The following is a 23,754-nucleotide window of genomic DNA, read 5'->3' as shown; positions in this document are numbered from 1 at the left end:
ATGCTCTACTTTGAAGACCTTACCCCTGGCTTGAGCTTTGCCACTGCCAGCATCACGCTGAGCGAGCAGGATATTCACGCTTTCGCCAAGCAATACGACCCGCAGTACTTCCACATCGATAATGTTCGCGCCGAGCAAAGCGTGTTTGCCGGCCTGGCGGCCAGCGGCTGGCAAACCAGCAGTGTCACCATGAAACTGGTGGTGGAAAGTGAGTTCGGCCGCAGTGTAGCCAATGGCTTGATCGGCATGGGCGTAGACAAGATGCGCTGGCCGCGACCGACCCGGGCGGGAGACACACTACAAGCGTGCGTGGAGGTGCTATCAGGCAAGCGCTCCAGCACTCGGCCCGAGTATGGCGTTGTGAAATTGCGTTGGGTGACACGCAACCAGCACCAAGAAGAAGTGATGTCACTGGAATCGGCAATCTGGGTGGCCTTGCGCCACCCCTGATTGCCGACAGGCAAGATCCGGCTTAACCGCCGTTGCCACTCCACTTGCGATAATCGCGGGTCAGCTTGTCCAGATCCGATGCGGCCAACTCCAGGTGCTGTGAACTACCCAGCACCGCATCAGCGGTAGCAATATTCTGCTCACCCAGCATGGCCAGCTGTTCTACCGATGCCGCCACCTGATGCACCGAAGATGATTGCTGTGCCATCTGCTCGACCAGCGTATGGGCAAAACTACGCGCCTGATCGGCAATGACCAGCAGGTTCTGCAAATGCTCGCCGGACTGGCGAATCTCTTCGCTGACATGCCCCACTTCGGTAACCGACTGATCCATGTTGCCGCTGACGCTGTCGGTGATGGCAACAATCTCCTTCACGGTTTCGGTAATACCATCGGTCGCCTGCGCGGTACGCTCGGCCAGCTTGCGCACCTCATCCGCCACCACGGCAAAACCACGCCCCATCTCGCCGGCACGCGCAGCTTCAATGGCGGCATTCAATGCCAGCAAATTGGTCTGTTCGGCGATGTCGTGGATAAGCTCGGTCATGCTGCTGATCTTGCCCATCGCCTGCTCCAGTTGCTGCAGGTCGGACTTGGAGCGATGCACCGAATCGACGGCCTGTAGTGCCGCCGAAGCTGCCAGCTGCATTACCGCTTGGCCAGTCGTTGCCGCTTCGCGCGTGGCATCGGCACCCTGCTCGCTTTGCTCGGCCATACTGGCAACCTGGGTCACACTGCCGCTGATCTCTTCCATACTGGTACTAATGTGATGCAGACCGGCGCCTTGTTCTCGAGCCCGTGCCACCAGCCCTTCCACTTCGCCACTCAGCGTACGCGCCTGCTGGTAGGTCAGACCACCGGCAGACAGACTATCAGCCACCAGTGCCCGCAGATGCAGCCGCAGCGCTTCCAGACTATCCATCATCGCCCCCAGCTGCCCCCCAAGATGGGTATGCAACGGGTGATCAAGCCGCCCTTCCGACAATGTCAGGAAGCCGTTGTGGATACGCTGCATCACAACACCTTCGCGACGACGCCACCAGTAGGAAGCCGCGCCCAACCCGACAAAACTAACCGCACCGACTACCTGACGCACCAGATCTTCCAGCCCCGGCCACACGGCAGCATACAACATGCCGGCGCTGAAGACCCCGGTTAGTACAAAACCGGCCCGACCGGAATCCGGCCGCTTTTGCAGTGCTTTCAGCGTTGACGGCATCGCCACCTGCTTGTTACGCATCTGCTGGTAAAACGTTTCTGCCGCAGCAACTTCATCACGCTTGGGTGTACTGCGCACCGAGATGTAACCGACAATTTTGCCGTGCTCGGTCAACGGGGTGACATAGGCTTCCACCCAGTAGAAATCACCATTTTTTGCACGGTTCTTGACGAGGCCGCGCCATGGTTTGCCAACCTTGATGGTGTCCCATAAGTCGGCAAATGCTTCAGGCGGCATATCGGGATGGCGCACGATATTGTGGTTGCGGCCAAGCAACTCATCTTCCGTATAACCGCTGATATCAATAAAGGCGCGGTTGGCGTAAGTAATGGCGCCCTTCAGGTCGGTCTTGGTAACAATCGGGCGGGCAGGATCAAGAAACAGCTCGTTAGCTGTCACCGGCATATTTATTTTCATAACTTTTACTTAATGATGTGTGCGTGCTGGCGGCAAGATTATCAAACAACGCTAATCAAGCCCACTGTTAAATACCGGAACATTCAAAGCAAGTCTGATTACGACCCGCAATACAAGATAACCGCCATACCGACCCCGCATAATGCACCTTGGCTGCAAGCAACCGACTCACCAGCAGTACCCGACACGGCAACACATGACCAGCAACAAAAAAGGTTGGCCGCATGCGCCCAACCTTTTCTTAGCGGGCGACCACGATCATTTCGACGCTGCGCAATGCTGCCAAATCCGTACCGCCAGCATAGCTGATCGAAGACTGCAAATCTTCCTTCAACTCAACCAGCAAACGCGCCATGGTGCCCTTGTATTCGACCAGGATTTTCTTGCCCTCGACGTTCTTGTATTCGCCCTTATTGAACTGCGACGCGCTTCCGAAATATTCCTTGTAATGCTTGCCGTTGATTTCCACGATCTCGCCAGCCGATTCGTCATAACCGGCAAACAGCGAGCCCGCCATCACCATGCAGGCACCACACGCCAGCGCCTTGGCCACATCACCATGCTCGACAATGCCGCCATCGGCAATCACCGGCACTTTCACAGCGGCAGCACAATCACGCACAGTGGAAATCATTGGCCGATGAAAACCGGTTTTGTTCTTGGTGATACAGACGCGACCACCGGCAATCCCTGCCTTGATCGCATCGCAGCCCCAGGCTTCAAGATCGCGCGCGGCATCAGCCGTGGCGATATTGCCGCCGATGAGGAAACTCCCAGGGAAGTGTTGCTTGACATGGCGAATCATGCGCTCAGCCTTTACACACCAGGCATTGGCCACATCCAGCGTAATGTACTCCGGCACCAAGCCAGCCACCTGCAATGCGGCCAACTGCTCCAGCGTATCGTCATTGACACCGATACTGATCGAGGCAAACAAGCCTTTCGCCTGCATGTCGCGCACAAAACCCACGGTGTCCATATTGAAGCGGTGCATGGTGTAGAACCAGCCATGACGCGCAAAGTATTCGCAGGTTTCGGCATCCACCACGCTTTTCATATTGGAGGCGTACAGCGGCATATCGAAGCGGCGCGGACCAAACTGGACCGAGGTATCGCATTCCTTGCGACTGTCAACGACGGTTTTCTTGGGAACCAGATAAACATCGCCGTAGTTGAGTTCTGTCTTGAACATTTGTGTGCTCCATGTGTATTCAGTGTGGTAAGCCGCCGTTCCGGAATAGCGACATAAAACTGGGGGCCCCAAATAAAAAGCGGAAGCCACCAGGCTCCCGCTTGCAATCTCTCCTGCGCCCCGCTCAACCGAGCTTCGCACACAAACCTGACCAATCTATCCAAGCAAAAGCTGGCAGTCAAGCAGCAAATAGTCAGTTATCCAGCCACTGCAGAATGCCACGCCACGCCTCCAGATCGCGGGCGGCACGTGACGCCGGCAGATCGAACAAGGTCATCCCGTTAGCAGCCGCCTGCACATAAAGCTGCGTATCCCGCAGCCAACCAAGCACCGGCACATTCAGCTCCGCCAGAAACTGCTGCAGGTCGCGGGCAGACCGCGTACGCGGATCGAGCCGCATACCTACTACGCCAACAAAGGCCCGCTGCTTGCGGATCGCCTTTTCCTGCAACAGCTGCGCAAGAAACTCGCGACTTGCCCACATGTCGAACGGAGAAGGTTGAATCGGTACGATCACCCGATCCACCCGCGCCAGCAATGCGGCCAACTTTTTGCCTTGCAAGCCTGCAGGACTATCCAGCACCACCACCTGGGTGCCTTTGGGCGGTTTGGCCGGCTCGCCTGGTGACACTTGCCAGCCATCGATATATGGCAGCGGTGTCGGTCGGCACGCAAGCCAAGACAGGGCTGACTGCTGCTTGTCGACGTCGCCCAGCATGACCCGCGACCCTTGCGCCGCATAAAAACCGGCCAGATTGGTTGCCAGCGTCGATTTGCCACTCCCCCCTTTGGGATTCGCAATCAGGATTGAATACGCCATACTGCCCTTTTTTATCTCAATGTCCTGCATTCCACATCACATGCAATGTAACACGCCCACTTCTTTTGCCGCCCTGCTTTTCGATATGGACGGTCTGATGATCGACACGGAAAGTCTGTCAGCCAACGCCTGGCGCGACGCCGCCAGTATCTTGGGCGTGCCATTACCGCAAATACATATCGACGCCATGGTCGGCCTCGCCATGCCCTTGTGCCTGAACTATCTGATTACCGCGCTGGGCGACGAAGCACAGGCACGCGAGCTGGAAAACCTCAGCCGGCAACGCTATCACCATGCACTGCATCAGCAGGACATTCCACTCAAACCTGGCATCACCCAACTATTGAACTGGTGCGTACAGCAGCAGATACCTCGCGCAGTAGGAACGGCCACCCAGCGACAACTGGCAGATATCAAGCTCGGGCGCACCGGACTTGCCCGCTATTTTGAACATTCGATAGCCGGCGACGAAGTCGCACGCACCAAGCCGGCACCAGACGTCTATCTGCAAGCCGCCGCGCGACTGCAGGTCGCACCAGAGAATTGCATCGTACTGGAAGACTCCTGCTACGGCGCGCAGGCCGCGCTTGCGGCCAACATGCGCGTGGTTGTGGTACCGGACTTGCAGCAGCCTTCTGCCGAAATAGCAAAACAGGCGCTGGCGGTATGCCAGGACCTGTTTGCTGCCACGACGCTACTGCAACAGCTTCTCAACCTTCCGCGTTGATACGCGCCACCAGTTTCTGCAGCACTTCAGCAGCGGCATCATTGGATACCTGGCAAGTACCCGCGGCCTCATGACCACCGCCGCCATACTCCAACATAAGGGCGCCGATATTGCTGCGACTGCTACGATCAATAATCGACTTGCCGGTGGCAAGAACAGTATTTTGCTGGTTCAGCCCCCACATCACATGAATCGAGACTTTGGCCTGCGGATACATGGCATAAATGGCAAAGCGATTGATTGGATGGATCTGCGCCTCATCGCGCAAGTCCAGCACCACCACATGGCCATGCATACTGGCACACCGGCGCAGCTGCTCCTTGGCCTGGATTTCATGCTCGAAGTAAAGATCAACCCGCTCCCGCACGTCGGGAAGTGCCAGAATTTCTTGGATCGTGTGATTGCGACAGTACTGGATCAAATCCATCATCAGCGCGTAATTGCTAATGCGGAAATCCTTGAACCTGCCCAGCCCGGTACGGGCATCCATCAAGTAGTTGAGCAGCACCCAGTCCTTGGGGTTAAGAATATCCTCAATACTGAACTGGGCGGAGTCGGCCTTGTCCACGGCGGTCATCATATCGACCGCAACATTCGGAAAGCGCTCCTTGCCGCCATAATAGTTAAACACTACCCGTGCAGCAGAAGGGGATGCGGGATCAATCACATGGTTACGAAGCTCACCTTCGTTACGCAGCGTTTCTGAAAAGTGGTGATCGAAAACCAGATGGGCGGCAGGCACATAAGGCAGGTTGGTGGTGATGTCGCGCGGACCGATATCGATCTTGCCGTCTTGCATGTCCTTGGGATGCACGAATTTGATTTCATCGATCAAATCCAATTCGTTTAGCAGCACCGCGCAAACCAAACCATCAAAATCACTACGGGTTACCAAGCGGTATTTCTCGCTGGACATGCTTTTCTCCACTTATTGTCGTCATTGGGTGCATTCATCATAGTCAGTGCGACTACTTTTATCGAACCGCAAAAGAAGGTTAATACCGGCCACAAACCACCCCCAGTGAACAAACACGGCCCCGCCCTGTCACACTTGTGCTACCCATGACCTGACCTCATAATCTGTTTCATGAAATTTCTTACCGACCTGTTTCCCGTCATCCTGTTCTTTGCAGCCTACTGGCTGACCAGGGACATGTTTCTTGCCACCGCAATTGCTATTGGCGCCACAGTAGTTATTGTCGCGCTGACCTGGCTCAGATTCCGCAAAGTGGACACCATGCAGTGGGTCAGTCTGGCATTGATCGTTGTAATGGGCGGCGCCACTCTCCTGCTACACGACAAGCATTTCATCATGTGGAAGCCCACCGTACTGTACTGGTTGATGGGCGGCGGCCTGCTGGTCGGGCAACTGACTGGCCGCATCGGAATGCGGTCGCTGATGGGTAGCCAGATGACGCTGCCGGATTCCACCTGGAAAAAACTCAACATTGCCTGGAGCGTATTTTTCTTGCTGCTAGGTGCGGTCAACCTTGTTGTCGCCTACAACTTCAGCGAAGAAGTTTGGGTAAATTTCAAGCTGTTTGGCGGGTTTGGCCTGATGATAGTTTTCGTAATCGCCCAAAGCCTGTACCTGTCCAAATATATCGAGGAAACCTCCTGATGCTGTATGCCATTACCGGCCAAGATGTCGCAGACTCCCTCGCTCAGCGCTTGGCGGCTCGTCCTGCCCATCTCGAGCGCCTGCAGGCGCTGCAAGCTGCAGGCAGGCTAGTGCTTGCCGGACCATTCCCTGCGATCGACAGCAACGATCCTGGCCCAGCCGGCTTCAGCGGCAGCCTGATCGTGGCAGAATTCGACAGCTTGCAAACTGCGCAAGCCTGGGCCGATGCTGACCCCTACGTTGCCGCCGGGGTATATTCGCAAGTAACGGTCAAACCGTTCAAACAGGTATTTCCGGCATGAGCGATATTGCCGCCCTGCTGCTGCAGCGCCTGCAAAGCCTGGAACCGGAACACCTGCAAGTAACGGATGACAGTGCCGCACATGCAGGTCATGCCGGCGCCAAATCAGGCGGCCACTTTGATGTGGTTATTGTCACTGCTGCGTTCAACGGCAAAAACCGGCTGCAGCGCCAGCGCATGGTTTACGATGCGGTTGGCGATTTGATGCATCATGGCATTCATGCGTTATCCATGCGCACCCTTACACCAGAAGAAATCTGACCCGATGAAACTGACTAGCAAATTCATTGCCGCTGCCGCCTTGGTAGCCGCGGCCAACTTGGCTGCAGCCGTACCGGTTGCCACCGTCAACGGCGTTGTCATTGACAAGGACACCCTGGATAAAGTCGTTGCTCAGGTACTGCGCGAAAACAATGGCCGCCTGCAAGACACCCCCGCCCTGCGCGAAGAGCTGCGCCAGACGCTGATTACCCGTGAACTGGTGCAACAGGCTGCCACCAAAGGCGGGCTGGACAAGAGCCCGGAATTCATCCGCGCAATGGAAGAGTCACGCAAGGACCTACTGCAGCAGGCATTTTTTGCCACCGCGGTAAAAAATCACCCGGTTACCGACACACAGATCAAAGCAGAGTACGACCGTTACGCCAGCCAGTTCAGCGGCACCAAGGAAGTTCAAGTACACCAGATCGTTCTGGCCGATGAAGCAGCGGCCAACAAGGTCATTGCCGAACTGAAAAAAGGCGGCAAATTCGATGTACTGGTCAAGCAATCCATCGATCCCAACAGCCGTAACCGCGGCGGCGACATGGGCTGGGGCAATCTGGCCACGATGGAACCGCCACTGGCGGCAGCATTGCAAGCCATTCCCAAGGGCCAGATCAGCACCAAACCGTTGAAGTCCTCCATGGGTTGGCATGTTTTCCGTATCGATGACATTCGCGATGCCAAACCTGCCCCGCTGGACGCGATCAAACAACGCATTGCACACGACCTGCAGAACAAGGTAATCCAGCAAGCCGTCGGCGAACTTCGCCAAAAGGCCAACATCCAGTAACCAAAAGAAAGTCAGCAATGAGCAAATTTTTCAAGCAGACCCTGATTGCCGCCGCACTGGCTACCGTCGCCACCGCCGCTCTGGCCACGCCGACCGTTAATGGCGTTGCCATCAGCCAGCAGCGTATCGATGCAGTTGTTAAAATGATGGAAGCTCAGGGTCAGCAAGCCAATCCGCAGATGGCGGACATGGTGGCAGACCAGCTGGTTACTGCTGAAGTACTGCGTCAGGAAGCGGTAAAAAAGGGCATGGATAAATCGGTCGACTTCCTGGCCGAGATGGAAAACGCCCAAGCCATGTCGCTGGCCAACCGCTATATCAAGGAATTCATCCGCACCAACCCGGTTACCGACACCCAGCTGAACGCCGAGTACGACAAGGTAAAAGCCGAGTTCCCGGAGAAGAAGAGTTACCACGCCCGTCACATCCTGGTAAAAACCGAAGCCGAAGCCAAGGCACTGCTGGACGCCCTCAAGAAGGGCAAACCGTTTGACGCCCTGGCGAAGGAAAAATCCATCGATCCGGGCAGCAAGGGTAATGGTGGCGATCTAGGCTGGAACGAACCAGCTACTTTCGTAGCACCGTTCTCCGAAGCCATGGTCAAGCTGGCCAAAGGACAAGTCACCGCTACGCCGGTAAAGACCCAGTTCGGCTACCACATCATCAAGCTGGATGATGTAAAAACCGAAGCAGCACCGTCTGTCGACCAGCTGCGCCCGCAATTGGAACAACGCATCCAGTCGCAACGAATCGAAGCTCTGATCAAAGACCTGAAAGCCAAGGCCAAGATCCAGTAAGCTGTCAGCATGAACAAAAAGCCCTCCACTCGGAGGGCTTTTTGTTTACTTTGCGTCTGTATTCGAGGGCAATAACCACTACGCCATGTTACGGGTCGAACTACTTTTTCTCACATAGGGTTTGCTGCATTACCACACTGTACGACATCTGGTGGCCGCTCAAGGACAACCGACACCATTTTGTATTGCATTCCTCCGAGTAGCGGCGTAATACAGGATTATTGGTAAGTCTGCGATGTAGTGCGTTACACCTCGCGCTAGACTCGCAGTGCTTGTCGCCGTTTCCTCATCAAGGAGCAGCCGCCATGTCGCACTACCACTCCAAAACAGCCTACTTTGAGATTCGCGCCGAAGTACGCAGCAATATTCTGGCTGGCAAACCGATGCCTCGCAGTCGTCCTGAAGATATTCGCAATGCCAATGCCCGCAGAGAAATCGAACGACGCCGGATAGAGCGCGAGTCCAAGGAATAACACTCTAGCGCCACAGCGCTGTGGCAACAGTAAAGCACAGAGGGTTAATACCTCTTGCAGTCATGGCGGCAGATTACCCTATCGACGGCACATTTTTGTACACCTGCACACAGGAAAGCAGCTTACAAAAAGCTGGCACTATTTACCGTCTGGAATCCGCCAATATTCACATGCTCCAGATAGAGCATCGTTTTTCCACAATTCCGACTCAGCTTTTCCAGCGATACCAGATGTCCCACTCTTCTTCGTGCGTTTTAACAAACCCATGCTTCTGGTAAAAGCGGTTTGATGGACTATCGCGTAAAGCGCACAGAACAATGGCTTTCGAGTGCATGGCGGCTTCCTGCTGCAGGAGCAGCATGGCATGACTTCCCACTCCCTGCCCTTGCATTTCTGGCACAACGTACAAGTGATCGAGATGGCAGCAATCATCCTGATGCTGCATTGCCGCAAAGCCGACAGCCCGCCCCTGCCACAAGATCCAGCGTGTGGAATCGACAAAAAAACGGCGGGCAAAACGCTCCCGAGAGCGGATTGGGTCGTAACGCCCGACAGTCAGCAGGCTGTCCCGCATGGCTGCCAGACGCAACTGGTGCAACGCTTCAAACTCGGCAGCATCAATCGGTTGCCAACTGAACACACCACACCCCAATACAAGAAAATTTCAGCCAGCCATCGTAGCAACGTGATACGTGCCACTGGACGGCCGCGCAATCAGCCCTCTAATTGACGCACCCGCTCGAACAGACAAACCGTGGCCGCCATCGCCACATTGAGCGACTCGGCATGCCCTGGCATGGGGATGCGCACCCGCACATCCGCCTGTTCCAGCACGGCAGTGCTCACACCATTGCCCTCATTGCCAAACACAAAAGCCACCGGCCCGGACAAGTTTTGACTGTATAGCGAGACACTGCCTTCCAGGTGCGTGACCAGCTTAAGACCATCACGTGCGGCCAACCTTGCCGGCAGATCCTGGGCTTCGTGGATATTCAGGAAAAAATGCGCCCCCATCCCCGCCCGCATCACCTTGGGCGAATACACGTCGACACAGCCTTTGGAGAGAAAAACCTCACGCACGTTGGCTGCAGCGGCACAGCGCAAAATCGTGCCAAGGTTACCCGGGTCCTGAATGTCATCCAGCATGATGCAGGTACCAGCCACCTCCTCAATGTGGGAGGTGGGGCGCTCGCAAATGGCCAGCACCTCCGCCGGTGTGGCAAGCGCTGTCACCTTGGTCAGTACCGCTGTTGCCACCAGATGACAGACATGCGGATCGATTCGCGCCAGCAATGACAGCAACTCGCCGTTGCCGGCAGCGCCTTCATTCACGTATACCGCCTTCGGCTGCCAACCTGCCGCCAATGCAGACTGCAATAGATGAATCCCCTCAAGCACGACTACTCCGTGCTTGCGACGTTCCCGCGCGGTGTCGAGCAGGCGGGCCAACGTCTTCATCTCATCGTTGGCCGCAGAAGAAATATGTTTTTTAAATGTCATTTACAGCGCAATCTGCGATACCCGCGCCACAGTTTCCTTGAAACGCTGGTAGGTATCGTCATCAATCGGTTTGTTGCTGCGGTAGTTGTCTACCACAAAGACACCAGCCAGTTTATGACCGGTAAAAACGGACATGGCCGCGAAGGCTCCGTTGCCCAGCAATGACAGAAATTCATCGCCATAACGGTGCGCCAGCTGCGGACGGGCACCTGCCGGTGCATGAAAACTCTGCGCCTTGCTGGCCAGCAGATTGAAGAAGCTGCCAGGCTCCAGCGTCACGGCCAGCTTTCGAATCGGGTCGCCGTCATCCAGGCCAATCTGGTAGCGAAGCCTCAGCGTGTGACTTGCCTGTTCGTAGCGCATAAAGAAAATACGCTCCAGCTTGAGGTCATTGGCAAAGTGCCGGATGGACTCCCGCAATGCCAGCTCAAGTTGCTCTTCACCACTGAGCGTGGCGACAGGATGCTGCACAGCCACCTGCGGAAACGGCCCCTCGCGCCAGATATAGGCTCGAGCCGGATAGGTATAGCCGGGAGCGCGGGGATGACGAGCAACGTGCAGCACCGCATCCTGCACTGATTTCAGCGCGACCTCCACCGAACAGCCAATCAGCCGTGCCGCCGCCTCCACACCGATACTCCATTGCGACCGCCAGCACCCCTGATCGATACCGTTGGCAGTGGCAATAGCCAGCTTCAGCAACTGCCGGCGCCGGCTTACCGGCCCGGAGCCCAATGTCGCCAGCAAACCACTTGGCAACGGCATGCGCTGGATAAATTGCTCCAGCAGCTTGGGATAATCCAGCCCGAAGACATCGGACACTTCCTGCAGCAGCGGCCCGTGTGGCACCCGATTACGATAAATCAGGTAGAGGCAAGCCGGCAGGTTATAAACCAGTGCGGCAAGGAAGCAATCCTCGACTCGCGTTTCGCCAATCATGGCCAGCCAGTCCTTGATCAGGAAAGCTGCAACCCTGCTCTTGCCCAACCAGCCACCGAGTGCATCCAGCACCTCCGGGTCCAGCTTGCCGCGGCTGACGGTGAATGCCTGCACATTGGCATAGCGTCTTTTCACCGCTTCCAGCCCCAGCATCATCAGCATCTGCTCGACGGTCGGATTGGACTCGCTACGTTGTACCGCACTGGAAGCACCAACCAGTCGCAACAGGTCAAGCAGCAAGAACGGATCGGACAACGTAAGGTTGGCCAGCTCGGAAAAGACGATATCGTCAGCGTTGCGCAGCATCATGCGCCGCACCTCGGTAGCGGTATCGGACAATACCGGCCAACGATTTTCGGACAGCGAGGACAGCCAGTTAGCAAGTTCCATGCGGATGACGCCAGATCAATAGTTCGGTTTGCAGTGGGCCTGAGAGGGGTAAGCGCTGCTGCGGCACCATCCCTTGTATCATAAAAGTGTTACTAATCAGTATGGCTTCTGGATGGCAATCCTGCCGGAAGCGCTGCCACACCCGTGACATCGGCACTGGCGACAAAAAAGCATGCACGACATCAAACCGCTGCCAGTCCAGCTGCCAGAAACTGCCAAACTGCAGACGCGCATTAACAGGGCACCCAGCCCGCCAGTAACGCCAGCGGCTCCACAACCACGGCAGCAGCGCGTTTTCAATGCCGCAAACCGATACATCAGGCCGCAATGCGGCCAACTGCAATACCACGCGGCCGTCGCCGCTTCCCAGATCCAGTACACGCGCCCCCGGTGACAGGAACCCTGCCAGCGCGGCGATACTCTCCTGCGAAGACAAATACAGCGGCACCTGTTCGGTGAGTGCGTTGCGTGACAATGCGAACGTCAGCAGCAGTGCCAGCAGATAAACCCAGCCCGGCAACTGCAACTGCAAGGCCAGCAGCACCAGCGGCATGAACAGCACATGCAGCCCGAGCACATAGCCACGTACTCCGGCAATACGAGCCAGCAGCCCCGCCATCAGTGCCTGCAGCAATGCCCAGCGCCATGGCATAGCAAGCGGTGCGGCCAACGTCCATGCCAGTACGCTAGCCAGCAGCTGTATCAGTAACGATCGCGCAATGGCGCGCCAGCGCACTTACTGCCCTTCCTTGACAGGGGCCGCCGGCACCTGTTCCGTCTGGTCAGAAACGCCGTCGGTGCGGATACGCTCTTCGGCCTCTTTGGTAAGGATCACAATGGCGATACGGCGGTTTTCCGAGCTGAATACATTCTGCTTATTGATCGGGTCCGCAGCGCCCAGCCCCACCACGCGCAGCACTTTCTCGTCTGCCATCCCGCCGGCAACCATCTCGCGCCGAGCAGCATTGGCACGGTCAGCGGACAGCTCCCAGTTGGTATAACCGGCGCCCCCGCCGGAAAAACGATTGGCGTCGGTATGGCCAGAAATACTGATGTGGTTATCAATACCATTCAGCTCGCGGCCGATCTGCTGCAGGATCAGGCGGGTATGATCCAGCGGCACAAAGCCACCCGACTGGAACATCGGGCGATTCTGTTCGTCGATGATCATGATGCGCAGGCCATCCGGCGTCATTTCCATGCGGATCTGGTTTTCCAGCGCCTTTAATGCCTCGTTTTTGCTAAGCGTCATATCCAGCTGCTGTTTGATGCGCTGCTCCAGCTGACGCATTTTCTTTTCCTGCTCGCCACGGCTTCTCACCTTCTCCGTCTGCTCGCGCGGGCTGCCTTTTGCCACCACCCCGGTCGACTTGGTCAGATCGGTGCCACCACCCTTGATCACGGAAGTCGAGGCACCGGTGCCCTCGCCCCCCTGCAACGCCGTCTTCAGCGGAGTACGGAAGTAATCGGAAATGCCGGCCAGAATGCCGGAAGAAGTCGAGCCCAGCAGCCACATCAGCAGGAAGAACGCCATCATCGCGGTCACAAAGTCGGCGTAGGCGATCTTCCATGCCCCGCCATGATGGCCGTGACCACCCTTCTTGATTTTCTTGACGACAATGGGGCGCTGCGATTCGTCAGCCATGCTGTCTACCTTTGTTCATTTGCAACTACCACAACGTAATTTGGTGGTGGCAGCTGGTACGGGCGGCCAGGAAGTGTAGCAACGTAGCGGCCAACAGCGCGCTGCGCCACCACCTGCGGTTATTCCAGAATAGAAAAAGCGGGCTTGATTGTATCAAAACCCGCTTTCAACTGCTTCAAGCTTGACCGCCGGATCAGGCCAGACCGCGCTCCCGCAGTTTCTTCTCGAATGTTTCGATGCAACGCGCCGCCGTTGCCAGCGTGGCATCGATCTCGGCCTTGGTAATTACCAGCGGCGGCGCAGACACAATGTGGTCGCCACAGGCACGCATGATCAGGTTGTTGCCGAAGAAGATATCGCGGCACATGGTGCCCATCTCGCCCCAGTTATCGAACAGCTCGCGGGTCGCCTTGTTCTTCACCAGCGTGAATGCCTGGATCAACCCCACGCCACGCACATCGTCGACATGCTCGAACTGGCCGAAAGTCTCGCGCCAGCGCTGCTGCATGTACGGGCCGGTTTCTTCCTTCACGCGTTGCACGATACCTTCATCACGCAGCGCCTTGACGTTGGCGTGCGCCACCGCAGCGGCCACCGGATGACCGGAATAGGTAAAGCCGTGGTTGAAATCGCCACCGGCGGCCAACGTTGCGGCCACATCGTTACCGACGAACACCGCACCGATCGGCAGATAACCGGAAGACAGGCCCTTGGCGGTAGTGAAGATATCCGGCTTGAAGCCGAAGTGCTGGTGACCGAACCACTCGCCGGTACGGCCAAAGCCACAGATCACCTCATCCGCCACCAGCAGGATGTCGTACTTGCGGCAGATGCGTTCAACTTCCGGCCAGTAGCTGGACGGCGGAATGATCACGCCACCAGCACCCTGAATCGGCTCGCCAACGAAAGCAGCCACCTTGTCGGCACCGATTTCGAGGATTTTCTCTTCCAGCCAGTGCGCGGCGGCAATGCCGAACTCTTCCGGCGTCATGTCCTTGCCGTGTTTGTAGTACCACGGCTGTTCGATGTGGGCGATACCCGGAATCGGCAGGTCACCCTGCTCGTGCATATAGCTCATGCCGCCCAGCGAGGCGCCGCCGATGGTGGAGCCGTGATAGCCATTCCAGCGGCCGATCAGCGTTTTCTTCTGCGGTTTGCCCTTCACGTCCCAGTAGCGGCGCACCATGCGAATCATGGTGTCTACCGACTCGGAACCGGAGTTGGTATAGAACACGTGATCGAAACCGGCTGGAGCCACCTCGGCCAGCAGGTGCGACAGTTCCACCACTGCCGGATGCGAGGTCTTGAAGAAGGTGTTGTAGTAGGCCAGTTCATCCATCTGGCGCTTGGCCACCTCGGACAGATCCTTGCGGCCATAGCCGATGTTCACGCACCACAGGCCTGCCATGCCGTCGGTGATCTTGTTGCCTTCGCTATCCCACAGATAGATGCCGTCGGCGTGGGTAATCATGCGTACGCCCTGCTCATTCAGCGAGGCGGTGTCGGTAAACGGGTGCAGGTGATGGGCGGCGTCCAATTCGCGCCACTGAGCGGTGCTGCGTTGTTGCTGCGTCATTTCTACTCTCCAGGGTAAGACCGCCTGCGACCAGGTTGGCCGCAGGCTCGCGCACCGGATTAGTCAGCCCGTCGGGCTGCGGTGCTTGTTATCTCGCGTCAGCGCTTACACGTGCAGCAGCAGGAAACGGCGTTCCCACGGGCTGATCACGCGGAAGTACTCGGCAAACTCTTTCTCTTTCATGCCGATGAACATTTTCACGAAACGCGGACCCATTACCTCGGCCAGGTCGTGACAGCGCGACAGGCGCTCCAGTGCTTCCTCGGTACCGCGCGGGAACTGGAACGGCAACTCGTAGGCATCGCTGGCCAGCGGATCGCGCGGCTTGATCTTGTTGACGATACCCAGGTAACCGCAGGCCAGCGTCGCGGCCATGGCGATGTACGGGTTCACGTCCACGCCCGGCACGCGGTTTTCCACGCGGCGCGCGGCCGGCGAGGAATGCGGCACACGCAGGCCAACGGTACGGTTGTCGTAACCCCACTCCACGTTGGTCGGTGCCGCGGTGTAGCGCGACAAGCGACGATAGGAGTTCACATACGGCGCGAAGAACGGCATGCACTCCGGCAAGTAATGCTGCAGACCGCCGATGAAGTGCAGGAACATCTCGGACGGGGTGCCGTCCGGATTGCTGAACAGGTTCTTGCCGGTGTTGATGTCGGTCACACTCTGGTGAATGTGCATCGCGCTACCCGGCTCGCCTTCCATCGGCTTGGCCATGAAGGTGGCGTACATATTGTGGCGGAACGCTGCCTCGCGCACGGTGCGCTTGAACAGGAACACCTGGTCACACAGATCCAGCGCATTGCCGTGCAGGAAGTTGATCTCCATCTGCGCGGTGCCGATCTCGTGAATCAGCGTATCTACTTCCAGATTCTGCGCATGGCAGTAGTCGTAAATGTCTTCGAACAGCGGGTCGAACTCGTTCACCGCATCGATGGCGTAGGAGCGGCGGCCGAATTCGGCACGACCGGTACGACCGATCGGCGGGGCCAGCGGGATATCCGGATCCGGATTCGGGGAAAGCAGGTAGAACTCCATCTCCGGTGCCACTACCGGAGCCCAGCCATTGTCGGTGTACAGCTGCAGCACGCGACGCAGCACGCTACGCGGGGCCACTTCCACTGGTGTGCCGTCGGCACGGAAGGCGTCGAAAATCAGCTGAGCGGTCGGATCGGTGGCCCACGGCACGAAGCGCAGGCTTTCCGGATCGGGCTTCAGCACCATATCCGGATCAGTCAGATCCAGCATGCTGTCATCCGGGTAATCCCCGGTAACCGTCTGGATCAGCACTGCCTCCGGCAGGCGCATTTCGGCCTCGGACACAAACTTGTCCTTCGGCACAATCTTGCCGCGTGCAACGCCGGTCATATCCGGAACAATGCACTCCACTTCAGTGATTCTGTGCTCTCGCAACCATTCGAACATTTGGTGACTCATGATGCTTTCCTCTTTTCTCCGGCCTCGCAGGCGGTCAGACCCGGGGCGGATGGTTTGCCGAGTACGCGCCGGCTATTGGTTCCGGCGCATACGGCGCTCTCGGCAGGCATCGCCGAAAGCCTTCAAAATCGCCTGGGATACTTTGTTGTCCCAGTATTTCCATTCTGGATGCCACTGTACTGCAAAGGCAAAATTTCTGGCATTCGCCACGCGGTAGGCCTCTACCAGCCCATCCTCGGCGACTGCCTCCACAGCCAGACCAGGAGCCAGGCGCTTGATGCCCTGCTGGTGGATGGAATTCACCAGCACGCTATCGCAGCCCAGCCAGCCTTGCAGCAGCCCGCCTGCGGCCAACTTCACCGCGTGGGCGGGGCCGTACATTTCTTCCACATCCGTGGTGTCGGGCTCGCGATGGTCATTAAGACCCGGCTGCTCCTGCACATGCTGGTGCAGCTCGCCACCCAGCACCACGTTGATTTCCTGGAAGCCGCGGCAGATGCCCAGTAGCGGCACACCTTCCTTGATCAGCGCGTCGATCAGCGGCAGCGTGGTCGCATCGCGGGCCACATCGTGCAGCGTGCCCTCGCGGCTGGGTTCGCCCTGGTAATGATGCGGTTCGACATTGGAAGGCGAGCCCGGCAACAGCACGCCATCGACCAGCTCGACAATGGCGCGCAACTGCGCCGGATCGCCCAGCGAGGGGATCAGGATCGCGACTCCGCCCGCCCCGCCCACCGCGGCGGTGATGTACTTCTCACCTACCGCGTGGAACGGAAACAGACCGATCTGCTTTACATCACAGGGAATACCGATGATCGGTTGCTGCATGATTTCCTCAGTTGCTCAACTGGCGGCCTTGATGGCGGCCAACGGTTCTACATAGTCATAACCCAGGTCCTGCGCCACCGCGGCGTAGGTCACCTGCCCGCGGCAGATGTTCAGGCCGTTGCGCAGGTGCGGATTGGCAGTCAGCGCCTCGGACCAGCCCTTGTTTGCCAGCTCCAGAGCATACGGCAGCGTGGCATTGGTCAACGCCATGGTGGAGGTGCGCGCCACACCGCCCGGCATATTGGCGACGCAGTAATGCACGATGCCATCCACGATATAGGTCGGTTCCTGATGCGTGGTGGCGCGGCTGGTTTCGAAACAGCCCCCCTGGTCGATGGCGACATCCACCAGCACCGCACCGGTCTTCATATTCTTCAACATCGGCCGGCTTACCAGCTTCGGCGCAGCCGCGCCCGGAATCAGCACCGCGCCGACTACCATGTCGGCATCGCGGATCGACTCCTCGATGTTGGCCGCATTGGACATCAGCGTCTTGATGCGCCCCTGATAGATGCTGTCGATCTCTTTCAGCCGCCCCAGCGACTTGTCCAGCAGGGTAACGTCAGCCCCCAACCCTTGCGCCATGCGCGCGGCATTGAGGCCAACCACACCACCACCGATTACCACCACCTTGGCCGGTGCTACGCCCGGCACACCGCCCAGCAGTACGCCACGACCACCCTGCGCCTTCTCCAGCGCATGGGCACCCGCCTGCACCGCCATGCGGCCGGCCACTTCGGACATCGGCGCCAGCAAAGGCAGGCCGCCACGCTCGTCAGTTACCGTTTCATAGGCAATGGCAATTGCCTGGGACTCCACCAGCAGACGGGTCTGCTCCGGATCAGGCGCCAGATGCAGATAGGTAAACAACACCTGCCCCGGACGCAGCATGCGACACTCAACCGGCTGCGGCTCCTTGACCTTGATGATCATGTCGGCAGCAGCAAACACCGCTTCGGCCGACGCCGCGATCGACGCACCGGCCTGCAGGTAGTGTTCATCGGTAAAACCGATCGCCAGACCGGCCTGGGTCTGCACCACCACCTTGTGACCGGCTGTCACAATTTCACGCACACCGGACGGCGTAAGGCCGACGCGATACTCGTGATTTTTGATCTCCTTCGGAACGCCTATTAACATAGCTGTCTCCTTTGGTTGTGTCGTGATCTGTTGTACAGGTGTTGTTTAAAAAAATCTACAACAAGCTTGCAACCACACACTGATTTTGACTATAAATTGCACATGTTGCAAAGATTTTTCGTTATTGCAACGCAACAAAGCAGCCAAAACCGGTCAAAATCCTTATCATTGAACGTCTAAAATTATTAACATACGGATTGGACAGAAAGCATGGATGTCGGAGCACGACTACGGATGGTTCGCGAACGCATGGGACTTTCCCAGCGCGAACTGGCTAAAAGAGCTGGCGTTACCAACGGCACGATCTCGCTGATCGAGCAGAATCGCGTCAGCCCATCGATCAGTTCGCTGCGCAAAGTACTGGAAGGCATGCCGATGACCCTGTCGGACTTCTTCACCTTTGACGCAGACCCGCAACAGCCGCGCGTGTTCTACACCCACGACGAGCTCCCCAACCTGGGCAACGACCAGATCCAGCTACTGCTGGTCGGGACGTCCCACGAGCGTCGCGACATCGCCATCCTGCGCGAGGTGTATCAGCCCGAGGCCGACACCGGCCCGGAAATGCTGATGCACGAAGGACAGGAAGGCGGCGTGGTCCTGAAAGGCAGCATCGAGATTACCGTCGGTAATGATGTGCGCGTTCTGGGGCCAGGCGACTCTTATTACTTTGATAGCAAGTTACCGCACCGTTTTCGCAACGTTGGCGGCGACACCTGCGAGATTGTCAGCGCAAGTTCGCCTCCCACGTTCTGACCGCCTCTGACACCGGGCGGGTAGACACAACAAAGGAGAAACACAATGGCTCGCACCCACGCTGAGTGGAAAGCCCTTTCCAGCGACATCAAGATCGAAGGCCGCGCCTTTATCGACGGGCATTACGTCGACGCGGCCGATGGCCGCACCTTCGACTGCATCAACCCGGCAACTGGCGCCAAGCTCGCCAGCATTGCCTGGGCAGGCGAGCACGAGGTGGAACTGGCTGTCAAAGCCGCCCGCCGCGCCTTCGACAACGGCGGCTGGGCCGATCTGGCCCCGCTGGCCCGTGGCCGCATCCTCAAGCGCTTTGCCGCCCTGATCCGCCAGCATGGCGACGAGCTGGCACTGCTGGAAACCCTGGATGCCGGCAAACCCATCGGCGACACCACCACCGTGGACGTACCGGGGGCAGCCTATTGTGTGGAGTGGTTTGCCGAAGCCATCGACAAGATCGGCGGCGAAGTGGCACCGGTAGACCCCAAACTGGTGGGTCTGGTAACCCGCGAAGCCATCGGCGTGGTTGCCGCCGTGGTGCCGTGGAACTTCCCGATCCTGATGGCCAGCTGGAAGTTCGGCCCGGCGCTGGCAGCCGGTAACGCGCTGATCCTGAAACCGTCGGAAAAGTCGCCGCTGACCGCCATCCGCCTCGCCGCGCTGGCCAAGGAAGCCGGTATGCCGGACGGCATTTTCCAGGTTCTGCCGGGTGCCGGCGACGTGGGTAAGCGCCTGGCCATGCACATGGACATCGACTGCATCGCTTTTACCGGCTCCACCGGCGTGGGCAAGCTGATTGCTGCCGATGCCGCGCAGTCCAACCTCAAGCGCGTATGGCTGGAGCTGGGCGGCAAGTCACCGAACATCGTACTGCCGGACTGCCCGGACCTTGCCCGTGCCGCCCGCACCGCTGCCGGCGCCATCTTCTACAACATGGGTGAAATGTGTACCGCCGGCTCGCGCCTGCTGGTGCATGAAGACATCAAGGATGCATTCGTCGCCGAGTTCAAGAAAGCCGCCGCCGGCTACACCCCGGCCGACCCGCTGGATCCGGCCACCGGCATGGGTGCCATTGTTGACCGCATCCAGTACGACAAGGTGCTGTCCTACATCGACAAGGCCAAGTCCGAAGGCGCCGAGCTGGTTTGCGGCGGCAAGGCCGCCCATGAAGACACCGGCCTGTTCATCGAGCCGACCGCCTTCGTGTGCCAGCGTCCGGACATGACCATCTGCCGCGAGGAGATCTTCGGGCCGGTGCTGTCCATCATCACCTTCAAGGACGTGGAAGAAGCCATTCGCATCGCCAACGATACCGAATACGGCCTCGCCGCCGCGGTGTGGACCAGCAACGTCACCACCGCACACAAAGTGGCACGCCGCCTGCGCGCCGGCACGGTGTGGGTGAACTGCTACGACGAAGGCGGCGACATGAACTTCCCGTTCGGCGGCTTCAAGCAATCGGGCAACGGCCGCGACAAATCGCTGCATGCGCTGGAGAAATACACCGAACTGAAGTCGACCCTGATCAAGCTGTGATCCAGCTTAATCCTTGACACAACGGGCCTGCGGGCCCGTTTTCTTTTTGTCCGCCATGAACAAGCACGCCGGATACATGTCGCAATAAGCAAAGCATGCGGCAGAAAAATCATCGCATACTGTCAGCCAGCCGCCGTTGCGCCGACTAAGCAGCAGGGCCAGTGCCCTACACCAAAATAGCTAGCCGGCGGCCTACCACCGGCCAACTGGCAAGGCGCTTGCTTTGACCTACACTGTGTGCAATTCACCCGTATCGGAAAGTGTCGTATGTTGTCCGACCGTTTTGGCAGAACCATCGATTACTTGCGCGTCTCGGTGACCGACCGCTGCGATCTGCGTTGTAGCTACTGCATCCCGAAAGGCTTCAAGGGCTTCGAAGAGCCGGAAAACTGGCTGACCTTCGACGAAATGGAGCGCGTGATCGCCGCTTTCGCCCGCCTGGGCACCCGCCGCTTCCGCCTTACCGGCGGCGAGCCGCTGTTGCGCCGCAATCTGCCGGCGTTGGCCGCACGCTTGTCCGCCCTGCCCGGCGTGGAAGACCTGTCGTTGACCACCAACGGCACCCAGCTGGACAAGCATGCCAAGGCACTGTTCGATGCCGGGCTCAATCGCCTCAACGTCAGCCTGGACTCACTGCGCCGCGACTGCGTGCAGGAAATCAGCGGCAGCGACAGCCTGGAAAAAGTGCTGCACGGTCTGTCGGCGGCACGTGATGCCGGCTTCAAGACCATCAAGATCAATATGGTGCCGATGGTCGGCGTCAACGACGGCGACATCGAGGCGATGATTGCCTTCTGTATCGAGCACGGCTTTATCCTGCGCCTGATCGAAGCCATGCCGATGGGCAGCACCGGCCAGCACACCCAGGGCCTGAACCTGAGCCGCCTGCTGGCCGACCTCAGCCAGCGCTTCGAACTGCAGGAAAGCTGCAAGACGCTGGGTGGCGGCCCGGCTCGCTACTGGGAAAGCCGCGATGGCCGCTTCACTCTCGGGCTGATCACCCCGATGTCGCAGCACTTCTGCGCCACCTGCAACCGCGTACGGCTGTCGGTGGATGGCACCATGTATATGTGCCTGGGGCAGGAAGAACGCTTCGAGCTGCGCCCGCTGCTGCGCGCCGGCTGCAGCGATGCCGAGCTGGAGGCTGCCATCCGCCACGCCATCGAGCTGAAACCGGAAAAACACGAATTCATCGAGCGCCCCAACCAGGTAGTGCGCTTCATGTCGATGACCGGCGGCTGAAGCGCCAACGTTGGCCGCAAGCCTGCGGCCAACCCCGGCCGGCAGCGGGCTCTGCTGCAGCCGGTTTTGCCCCGCGAGACCGGCCGCACCAGAACCTACCAAGCGAGCCGCATCATGAACTCGGTCGAACCGCTGCTGGAGGGCTTTCGCCGCTTCCAGCAAGACTACTTTTCCCCGGAACAGAACCTGTACGAAGCGCTGCGCCACGGCCAGCGGCCGGCCACGCTGGTGATCGGCTGCTGCGATTCGCGCGTGCACCCGCCGGCGCTGATGAGCAGCCAGCCTGGCGAAATGTTCGTGGTGCGCAATGTGGCCAACCTGGTGCCGCCGTACGATGCCGGCAACCAGCACGCCAGCGTGGCGGCGGCGCTGGAATTCGCGGTACTGAGCCTGCAGGTGGAACGCATCATCGTGATGGGGCACGCCGGTTGCGGCGGCATCCGCGCGCTGATGCAGCGCTCCACCCCGCAGGACAGTGCGCTGACGCGCTGGCTGGACATCGCCGCGCCGGCGCGCGACTTTGTCTACCGCAGCTACGGCCACGAGGACGAAGCGCAACGCCTGCGCCGCTGCGAACAGGCCGCCATCATGGTGTCGCTGGACAACCTGCTGTCCTACCCGTGGCTGGCCGCCAAGGTACAAGCCGGCGAACTGGTGCTGGACGGCTGGTATTTCGACCTCAACGATGGCGCCTTGTGGGGTTACGACGCCGCCGGCAAGGCCTTTATCCCGCTGGTGTGCCCGCTGCAGCCGCGGCAACAGGCCGGCGCCTGAAACAAGGTTGGCCGCAGCGTGCGGCCAACCTTGTCACTACCGCAGCCAGACTACTCAGCGCAGTACCACGGTACGGTTGCCATTCATGAACACGCGCCGCTCCAGATGGAAGCGCACCGCACGCGCCAGCGCCAGGCATTCCATGTCGCGGCCAACGGTCAGCAGCTGCTCGGCGCTGTGCGCGTGATCCACCCGCTCCACCACCTGCTCGATGATCGGGCCCTCGTCCAGATCGTCCGTGACATAGTGCGCGGTGGCGCCAATCAGCTTCACGCCGCGGGCATGCGCCTGGTGATACGGCTTGGCACCCTTGAAACCCGGCAGGAAGGAATGGTGGATATTGATCGCCTTGCCGGATAGCAGCCGCGAAGTCTCCTGCGACAGCACCTGCATATAGCGCGCCAGCACCACCAGTTCGGCGCCGGTCTCCTCGATCAGCGCCAGCAACGCCGCTTCTTGCTGCGGCTTGGTGTCCGCCGTCAACGGCAGGTGGTGGTAAGGAATGTCGTAAGCCTGCGCGATGGGCGCCAGATCCGGGTGGTTGGACACCACTGCCACCACGTCCATGTCCAGATCACCCATCTTGCGGCGATACAGCAGGTCATTCAGGCAATGATCCAGCTTGGACACCATGATCAGCACCCGCGGGCGCACGTGGCTATCGTGCAGCGTCCATTCCAGCACGCCCTGTTCAGTCAGGCCAGCCAGTGCCGTGCGCAAGCCGGCTTCGGTAAAGGTGTTATCCAGCGCATGGAAAGTACAGCGCACGAAAAAGCGCTCGGTATCCGGATCGTCAAATACCGCCAGCTCATCGATATAGCAGTGCTGCACGTCCAGCAGCTGCGAAATGCGGGCGACCTGGCCAGGGCCGCTATGGCAGGTACAGGCCAGGGTGTAACGGTGGGATGCGGTCATGGTGT

The 23,754-nt window shown here is 58.7% G+C and carries 26 protein-coding genes; 12 read left to right on the top strand and 14 right to left on the bottom strand.

The annotated features are described in order from the left end of the window. Entirely contained in the window at positions 1–450 is a 450-nt protein-coding gene (locus HU218_RS06275) for a MaoC family dehydratase (RefSeq protein ID WP_174874084.1), read from the top strand. 22 nt (positions 451–472) lie between these two features. Here the strand turns inward: HU218_RS06275 and HU218_RS06270 are convergent, their stop codons facing one another. From HU218_RS06270 to HU218_RS06260, 3 genes are all read right to left on the bottom strand, one after another. Next, the gene (locus HU218_RS06270) at positions 473–2,074 is read right to left on the bottom strand and encodes a methyl-accepting chemotaxis protein (RefSeq protein WP_246210749.1); all 1,602 of its coding nucleotides are present in this window, start codon (positions 2,072–2,074) and stop codon (positions 473–475) included. 253 nt (positions 2,075–2,327) lie between these two features. After that, complete coding sequence (locus tag HU218_RS06265) at positions 2,328–3,368, bottom strand: GMP reductase (RefSeq protein ID WP_246210741.1); 1,041 nt, start codon at positions 3,366–3,368, stop codon at positions 2,328–2,330. 103 nt (positions 3,369–3,471) lie between these two features. Continuing rightward, positions 3,472–4,128 (bottom strand): ParA family protein, encoded by a 657-nt coding sequence (locus HU218_RS06260; RefSeq protein ID WP_246210740.1) that lies wholly within the window; start codon positions 4,126–4,128, stop codon positions 3,472–3,474. Here HU218_RS06260 and HU218_RS06255 point away from each other — a divergent pair. Then, entirely contained in the window at positions 4,118–4,825 is a 708-nt protein-coding gene (locus tag HU218_RS06255) for an HAD family hydrolase (protein ID WP_343033021.1), read from the top strand. The genes HU218_RS06260 and HU218_RS06255 overlap by 11 nt on opposite strands. Here HU218_RS06255 and HU218_RS06250 read toward each other — a convergent pair. Continuing rightward, positions 4,809–5,741, bottom strand: coding sequence for an exopolyphosphatase (locus tag HU218_RS06250; RefSeq protein WP_174874081.1), 933 nt, complete (start codon positions 5,739–5,741; stop codon positions 4,809–4,811). The genes HU218_RS06255 and HU218_RS06250 overlap by 17 nt on opposite strands. Positions 5,742–5,912: 171 nt before the next feature. Here HU218_RS06250 and HU218_RS06245 point away from each other — a divergent pair, with 171 nt between their 5' ends. The 6 genes from HU218_RS06245 to HU218_RS06220 all read left to right on the top strand — a co-directional run bounded on the left by HU218_RS06245 (position 5,913) and on the right by HU218_RS06220 (position 9,071). Then, the gene (locus HU218_RS06245) at positions 5,913–6,446 is read left to right on the top strand and encodes a septation protein A (RefSeq protein ID WP_174874080.1); all 534 of its coding nucleotides are present in this window, start codon (positions 5,913–5,915) and stop codon (positions 6,444–6,446) included. Continuing rightward, on the top strand, positions 6,446–6,748 hold the full coding sequence (locus HU218_RS06240; protein ID WP_174874079.1) for a YciI family protein: 303 nt from the start codon (positions 6,446–6,448) through the stop codon (positions 6,746–6,748). Before HU218_RS06245 ends, HU218_RS06240 begins: the two co-directional genes overlap by 1 nt. Beyond that, a complete protein-coding gene (locus tag HU218_RS06235) occupies positions 6,745–7,008 on the top strand; it encodes a BolA family protein (RefSeq protein ID WP_174874078.1) in 264 nt (87 codons plus the stop codon). The genes HU218_RS06240 and HU218_RS06235 overlap by 4 nt, the downstream gene beginning before the upstream one ends. 4 nt (positions 7,009–7,012) lie before the next feature. After that, positions 7,013–7,801, top strand: a complete 789-nt coding sequence (locus tag HU218_RS06230) for a peptidylprolyl isomerase (protein WP_174874077.1) — start codon at positions 7,013–7,015, stop codon at positions 7,799–7,801. A 17-nt stretch (positions 7,802–7,818) separates the two neighbouring features. Next, positions 7,819–8,598, top strand: a complete 780-nt coding sequence (locus tag HU218_RS06225) for a peptidylprolyl isomerase (RefSeq protein WP_174874076.1) — start codon at positions 7,819–7,821, stop codon at positions 8,596–8,598. 305 nt (positions 8,599–8,903) lie between these two features. Next, positions 8,904–9,071, top strand: coding sequence for a hypothetical protein (locus HU218_RS06220; RefSeq protein WP_174874075.1), 168 nt, complete (start codon positions 8,904–8,906; stop codon positions 9,069–9,071). Between the two features lie 208 nt (positions 9,072–9,279). Here the strand turns inward: HU218_RS06220 and HU218_RS06215 are convergent, their stop codons facing one another. From HU218_RS06215 to ald, 9 genes are all read right to left on the bottom strand, one after another. After that, the gene (locus HU218_RS06215; protein WP_174874074.1) at positions 9,280–9,711 is read right to left on the bottom strand and encodes a GNAT family N-acetyltransferase; all 432 of its coding nucleotides are present in this window, start codon (positions 9,709–9,711) and stop codon (positions 9,280–9,282) included. A 74-nt stretch (positions 9,712–9,785) separates the two neighbouring features. After that, complete coding sequence (locus HU218_RS06210; protein ID WP_174874073.1) at positions 9,786–10,571, bottom strand: TrmH family RNA methyltransferase; 786 nt, start codon at positions 10,569–10,571, stop codon at positions 9,786–9,788. Beyond that, a complete protein-coding gene (locus tag HU218_RS06205; RefSeq protein WP_174874072.1) occupies positions 10,572–11,900 on the bottom strand; it encodes an HDOD domain-containing protein in 1,329 nt (442 codons plus the stop codon). Continuing rightward, on the bottom strand, positions 11,887–12,453 hold the full coding sequence (locus HU218_RS06200) for a class I SAM-dependent methyltransferase (RefSeq protein WP_174874071.1): 567 nt from the start codon (positions 12,451–12,453) through the stop codon (positions 11,887–11,889). Before HU218_RS06200 ends, HU218_RS06205 begins: the two co-directional genes overlap by 14 nt. A 183-nt stretch (positions 12,454–12,636) precedes the next feature. Continuing rightward, a complete protein-coding gene (motB, locus tag HU218_RS06195; protein ID WP_174874070.1) occupies positions 12,637–13,545 on the bottom strand; it encodes a flagellar motor protein MotB in 909 nt (302 codons plus the stop codon). A 193-nt stretch (positions 13,546–13,738) separates the two neighbouring features. Next, positions 13,739–15,121 carry an aspartate aminotransferase family protein gene (locus tag HU218_RS06190; protein ID WP_174874069.1) on the bottom strand — a complete coding sequence of 461 codons (1,383 nt, stop codon included), beginning with the start codon at positions 15,119–15,121 and terminating at the stop codon, positions 13,739–13,741. Positions 15,122–15,226: 105 nt separating this feature from the next. Continuing rightward, complete coding sequence (locus tag HU218_RS06185; protein WP_174874068.1) at positions 15,227–16,561, bottom strand: glutamine synthetase family protein; 1,335 nt, start codon at positions 16,559–16,561, stop codon at positions 15,227–15,229. A 72-nt stretch (positions 16,562–16,633) separates the two neighbouring features. Beyond that, positions 16,634–17,389, bottom strand: coding sequence for a gamma-glutamyl-gamma-aminobutyrate hydrolase family protein (locus HU218_RS06180; RefSeq protein ID WP_174874067.1), 756 nt, complete (start codon positions 17,387–17,389; stop codon positions 16,634–16,636). A gap of 15 nt (positions 17,390–17,404) precedes the next feature. After that, positions 17,405–18,529: an alanine dehydrogenase gene (ald, locus tag HU218_RS06175; RefSeq protein WP_174874066.1), complete on the bottom strand. Its 1,125-nt coding sequence runs from the start codon at positions 18,527–18,529 to the stop codon at positions 17,405–17,407. A gap of 210 nt (positions 18,530–18,739) precedes the next feature. Between ald and HU218_RS06170 the strand changes: the two genes are divergently transcribed. From HU218_RS06170 to HU218_RS06155, 4 genes are all read left to right on the top strand, one after another. Beyond that, the gene (locus HU218_RS06170; protein ID WP_174874065.1) at positions 18,740–19,285 is read left to right on the top strand and encodes a cupin domain-containing protein; all 546 of its coding nucleotides are present in this window, start codon (positions 18,740–18,742) and stop codon (positions 19,283–19,285) included. 45 nt (positions 19,286–19,330) lie between these two features. Then, positions 19,331–20,818, top strand: a complete 1,488-nt coding sequence (locus tag HU218_RS06165) for an aldehyde dehydrogenase (RefSeq protein WP_174874064.1) — start codon at positions 19,331–19,333, stop codon at positions 20,816–20,818. 267 nt (positions 20,819–21,085) lie between these two features. Next, entirely contained in the window at positions 21,086–22,060 is a 975-nt protein-coding gene (gene moaA, locus HU218_RS06160; protein ID WP_174874063.1) for a GTP 3',8-cyclase MoaA, read from the top strand. Between the two features lie 114 nt (positions 22,061–22,174). Beyond that, a complete protein-coding gene (locus HU218_RS06155) occupies positions 22,175–22,834 on the top strand; it encodes a carbonic anhydrase (protein ID WP_174874062.1) in 660 nt (219 codons plus the stop codon). Positions 22,835–22,888: 54 nt separating this feature from the next. Here HU218_RS06155 and purU read toward each other — a convergent pair whose 3' ends face one another. Beyond that, positions 22,889–23,749: a formyltetrahydrofolate deformylase gene (purU, locus tag HU218_RS06150; protein WP_174874061.1), complete on the bottom strand. Its 861-nt coding sequence runs from the start codon at positions 23,747–23,749 to the stop codon at positions 22,889–22,891. Positions 23,750–23,754 lie beyond the last annotated feature (5 nt).

The sequence above is a fragment of the Vogesella oryzae genome, from assembly GCF_902829295.1.
GTDB classification, from domain to species: domain Bacteria; phylum Pseudomonadota; class Gammaproteobacteria; order Burkholderiales; family Chromobacteriaceae; genus Vogesella; species Vogesella oryzae.
Note: the sequence above shows the minus strand (reverse complement) of the source record. Positions and strands in the feature narration are given on the sequence as shown.

Excerpts from the sequence above, each read along its gene's own strand:
- HU218_RS06220 (WP_174874075.1), top strand. The coding sequence starts at position 8,904 with ATGTCGCACTACCACTCCAAAACAGCCTACTTTGAGATTCGCGCCGAA.
- HU218_RS06255 (WP_343033021.1), top strand. The coding sequence starts at position 4,118 with ATGTCCTGCATTCCACATCACATGCAATGTAACACGCCCACTTCTTTT.
- HU218_RS06225 (WP_174874076.1), top strand. The coding sequence starts at position 7,819 with ATGAGCAAATTTTTCAAGCAGACCCTGATTGCCGCCGCACTGGCTACC.
- purU (WP_174874061.1), bottom strand. The coding sequence starts at position 23,749 with ATGACCGCATCCCACCGTTACACCCTGGCCTGTACCTGCCATAGCGGC.
- HU218_RS06240 (WP_174874079.1), top strand. The coding sequence starts at position 6,446 with ATGCTGTATGCCATTACCGGCCAAGATGTCGCAGACTCCCTCGCTCAG.
- HU218_RS06245 (WP_174874080.1), top strand. The coding sequence starts at position 5,913 with ATGAAATTTCTTACCGACCTGTTTCCCGTCATCCTGTTCTTTGCAGCC.
- HU218_RS06165 (WP_174874064.1), top strand. The coding sequence starts at position 19,331 with ATGGCTCGCACCCACGCTGAGTGGAAAGCCCTTTCCAGCGACATCAAG.
- HU218_RS06250 (WP_174874081.1), bottom strand. The coding sequence starts at position 5,741 with ATGTCCAGCGAGAAATACCGCTTGGTAACCCGTAGTGATTTTGATGGT.
- HU218_RS06170 (WP_174874065.1), top strand. The coding sequence starts at position 18,740 with ATGGATGTCGGAGCACGACTACGGATGGTTCGCGAACGCATGGGACTT.
- HU218_RS06235 (WP_174874078.1), top strand. The coding sequence starts at position 6,745 with ATGAGCGATATTGCCGCCCTGCTGCTGCAGCGCCTGCAAAGCCTGGAA.
- HU218_RS06200 (WP_174874071.1), bottom strand. The coding sequence starts at position 12,453 with ATGCCGCTGGTGCTGCTGGCCTTGCAGTTGCAGTTGCCGGGCTGGGTT.
- HU218_RS06205 (WP_174874072.1), bottom strand. The coding sequence starts at position 11,900 with ATGGAACTTGCTAACTGGCTGTCCTCGCTGTCCGAAAATCGTTGGCCG.
- HU218_RS06275 (WP_174874084.1), top strand. The coding sequence starts at position 1 with ATGCTCTACTTTGAAGACCTTACCCCTGGCTTGAGCTTTGCCACTGCC.
- HU218_RS06260 (WP_246210740.1), bottom strand. The coding sequence starts at position 4,128 with ATGCAGGACATTGAGATAAAAAAGGGCAGTATGGCGTATTCAATCCTG.
- HU218_RS06190 (WP_174874069.1), bottom strand. The coding sequence starts at position 15,121 with ATGACGCAGCAACAACGCAGCACCGCTCAGTGGCGCGAATTGGACGCC.
- HU218_RS06230 (WP_174874077.1), top strand. The coding sequence starts at position 7,013 with ATGAAACTGACTAGCAAATTCATTGCCGCTGCCGCCTTGGTAGCCGCG.
- HU218_RS06270 (WP_246210749.1), bottom strand. The coding sequence starts at position 2,074 with ATGCCGGTGACAGCTAACGAGCTGTTTCTTGATCCTGCCCGCCCGATT.
- HU218_RS06155 (WP_174874062.1), top strand. The coding sequence starts at position 22,175 with ATGAACTCGGTCGAACCGCTGCTGGAGGGCTTTCGCCGCTTCCAGCAA.
- HU218_RS06210 (WP_174874073.1), bottom strand. The coding sequence starts at position 10,571 with ATGACATTTAAAAAACATATTTCTTCTGCGGCCAACGATGAGATGAAG.
- ald (WP_174874066.1), bottom strand. The coding sequence starts at position 18,529 with ATGTTAATAGGCGTTCCGAAGGAGATCAAAAATCACGAGTATCGCGTC.
- HU218_RS06180 (WP_174874067.1), bottom strand. The coding sequence starts at position 17,389 with ATGCAGCAACCGATCATCGGTATTCCCTGTGATGTAAAGCAGATCGGT.
- moaA (WP_174874063.1), top strand. The coding sequence starts at position 21,086 with ATGTTGTCCGACCGTTTTGGCAGAACCATCGATTACTTGCGCGTCTCG.
- motB (WP_174874070.1), bottom strand. The coding sequence starts at position 13,545 with ATGGCTGACGAATCGCAGCGCCCCATTGTCGTCAAGAAAATCAAGAAG.
- HU218_RS06185 (WP_174874068.1), bottom strand. The coding sequence starts at position 16,561 with ATGAGTCACCAAATGTTCGAATGGTTGCGAGAGCACAGAATCACTGAA.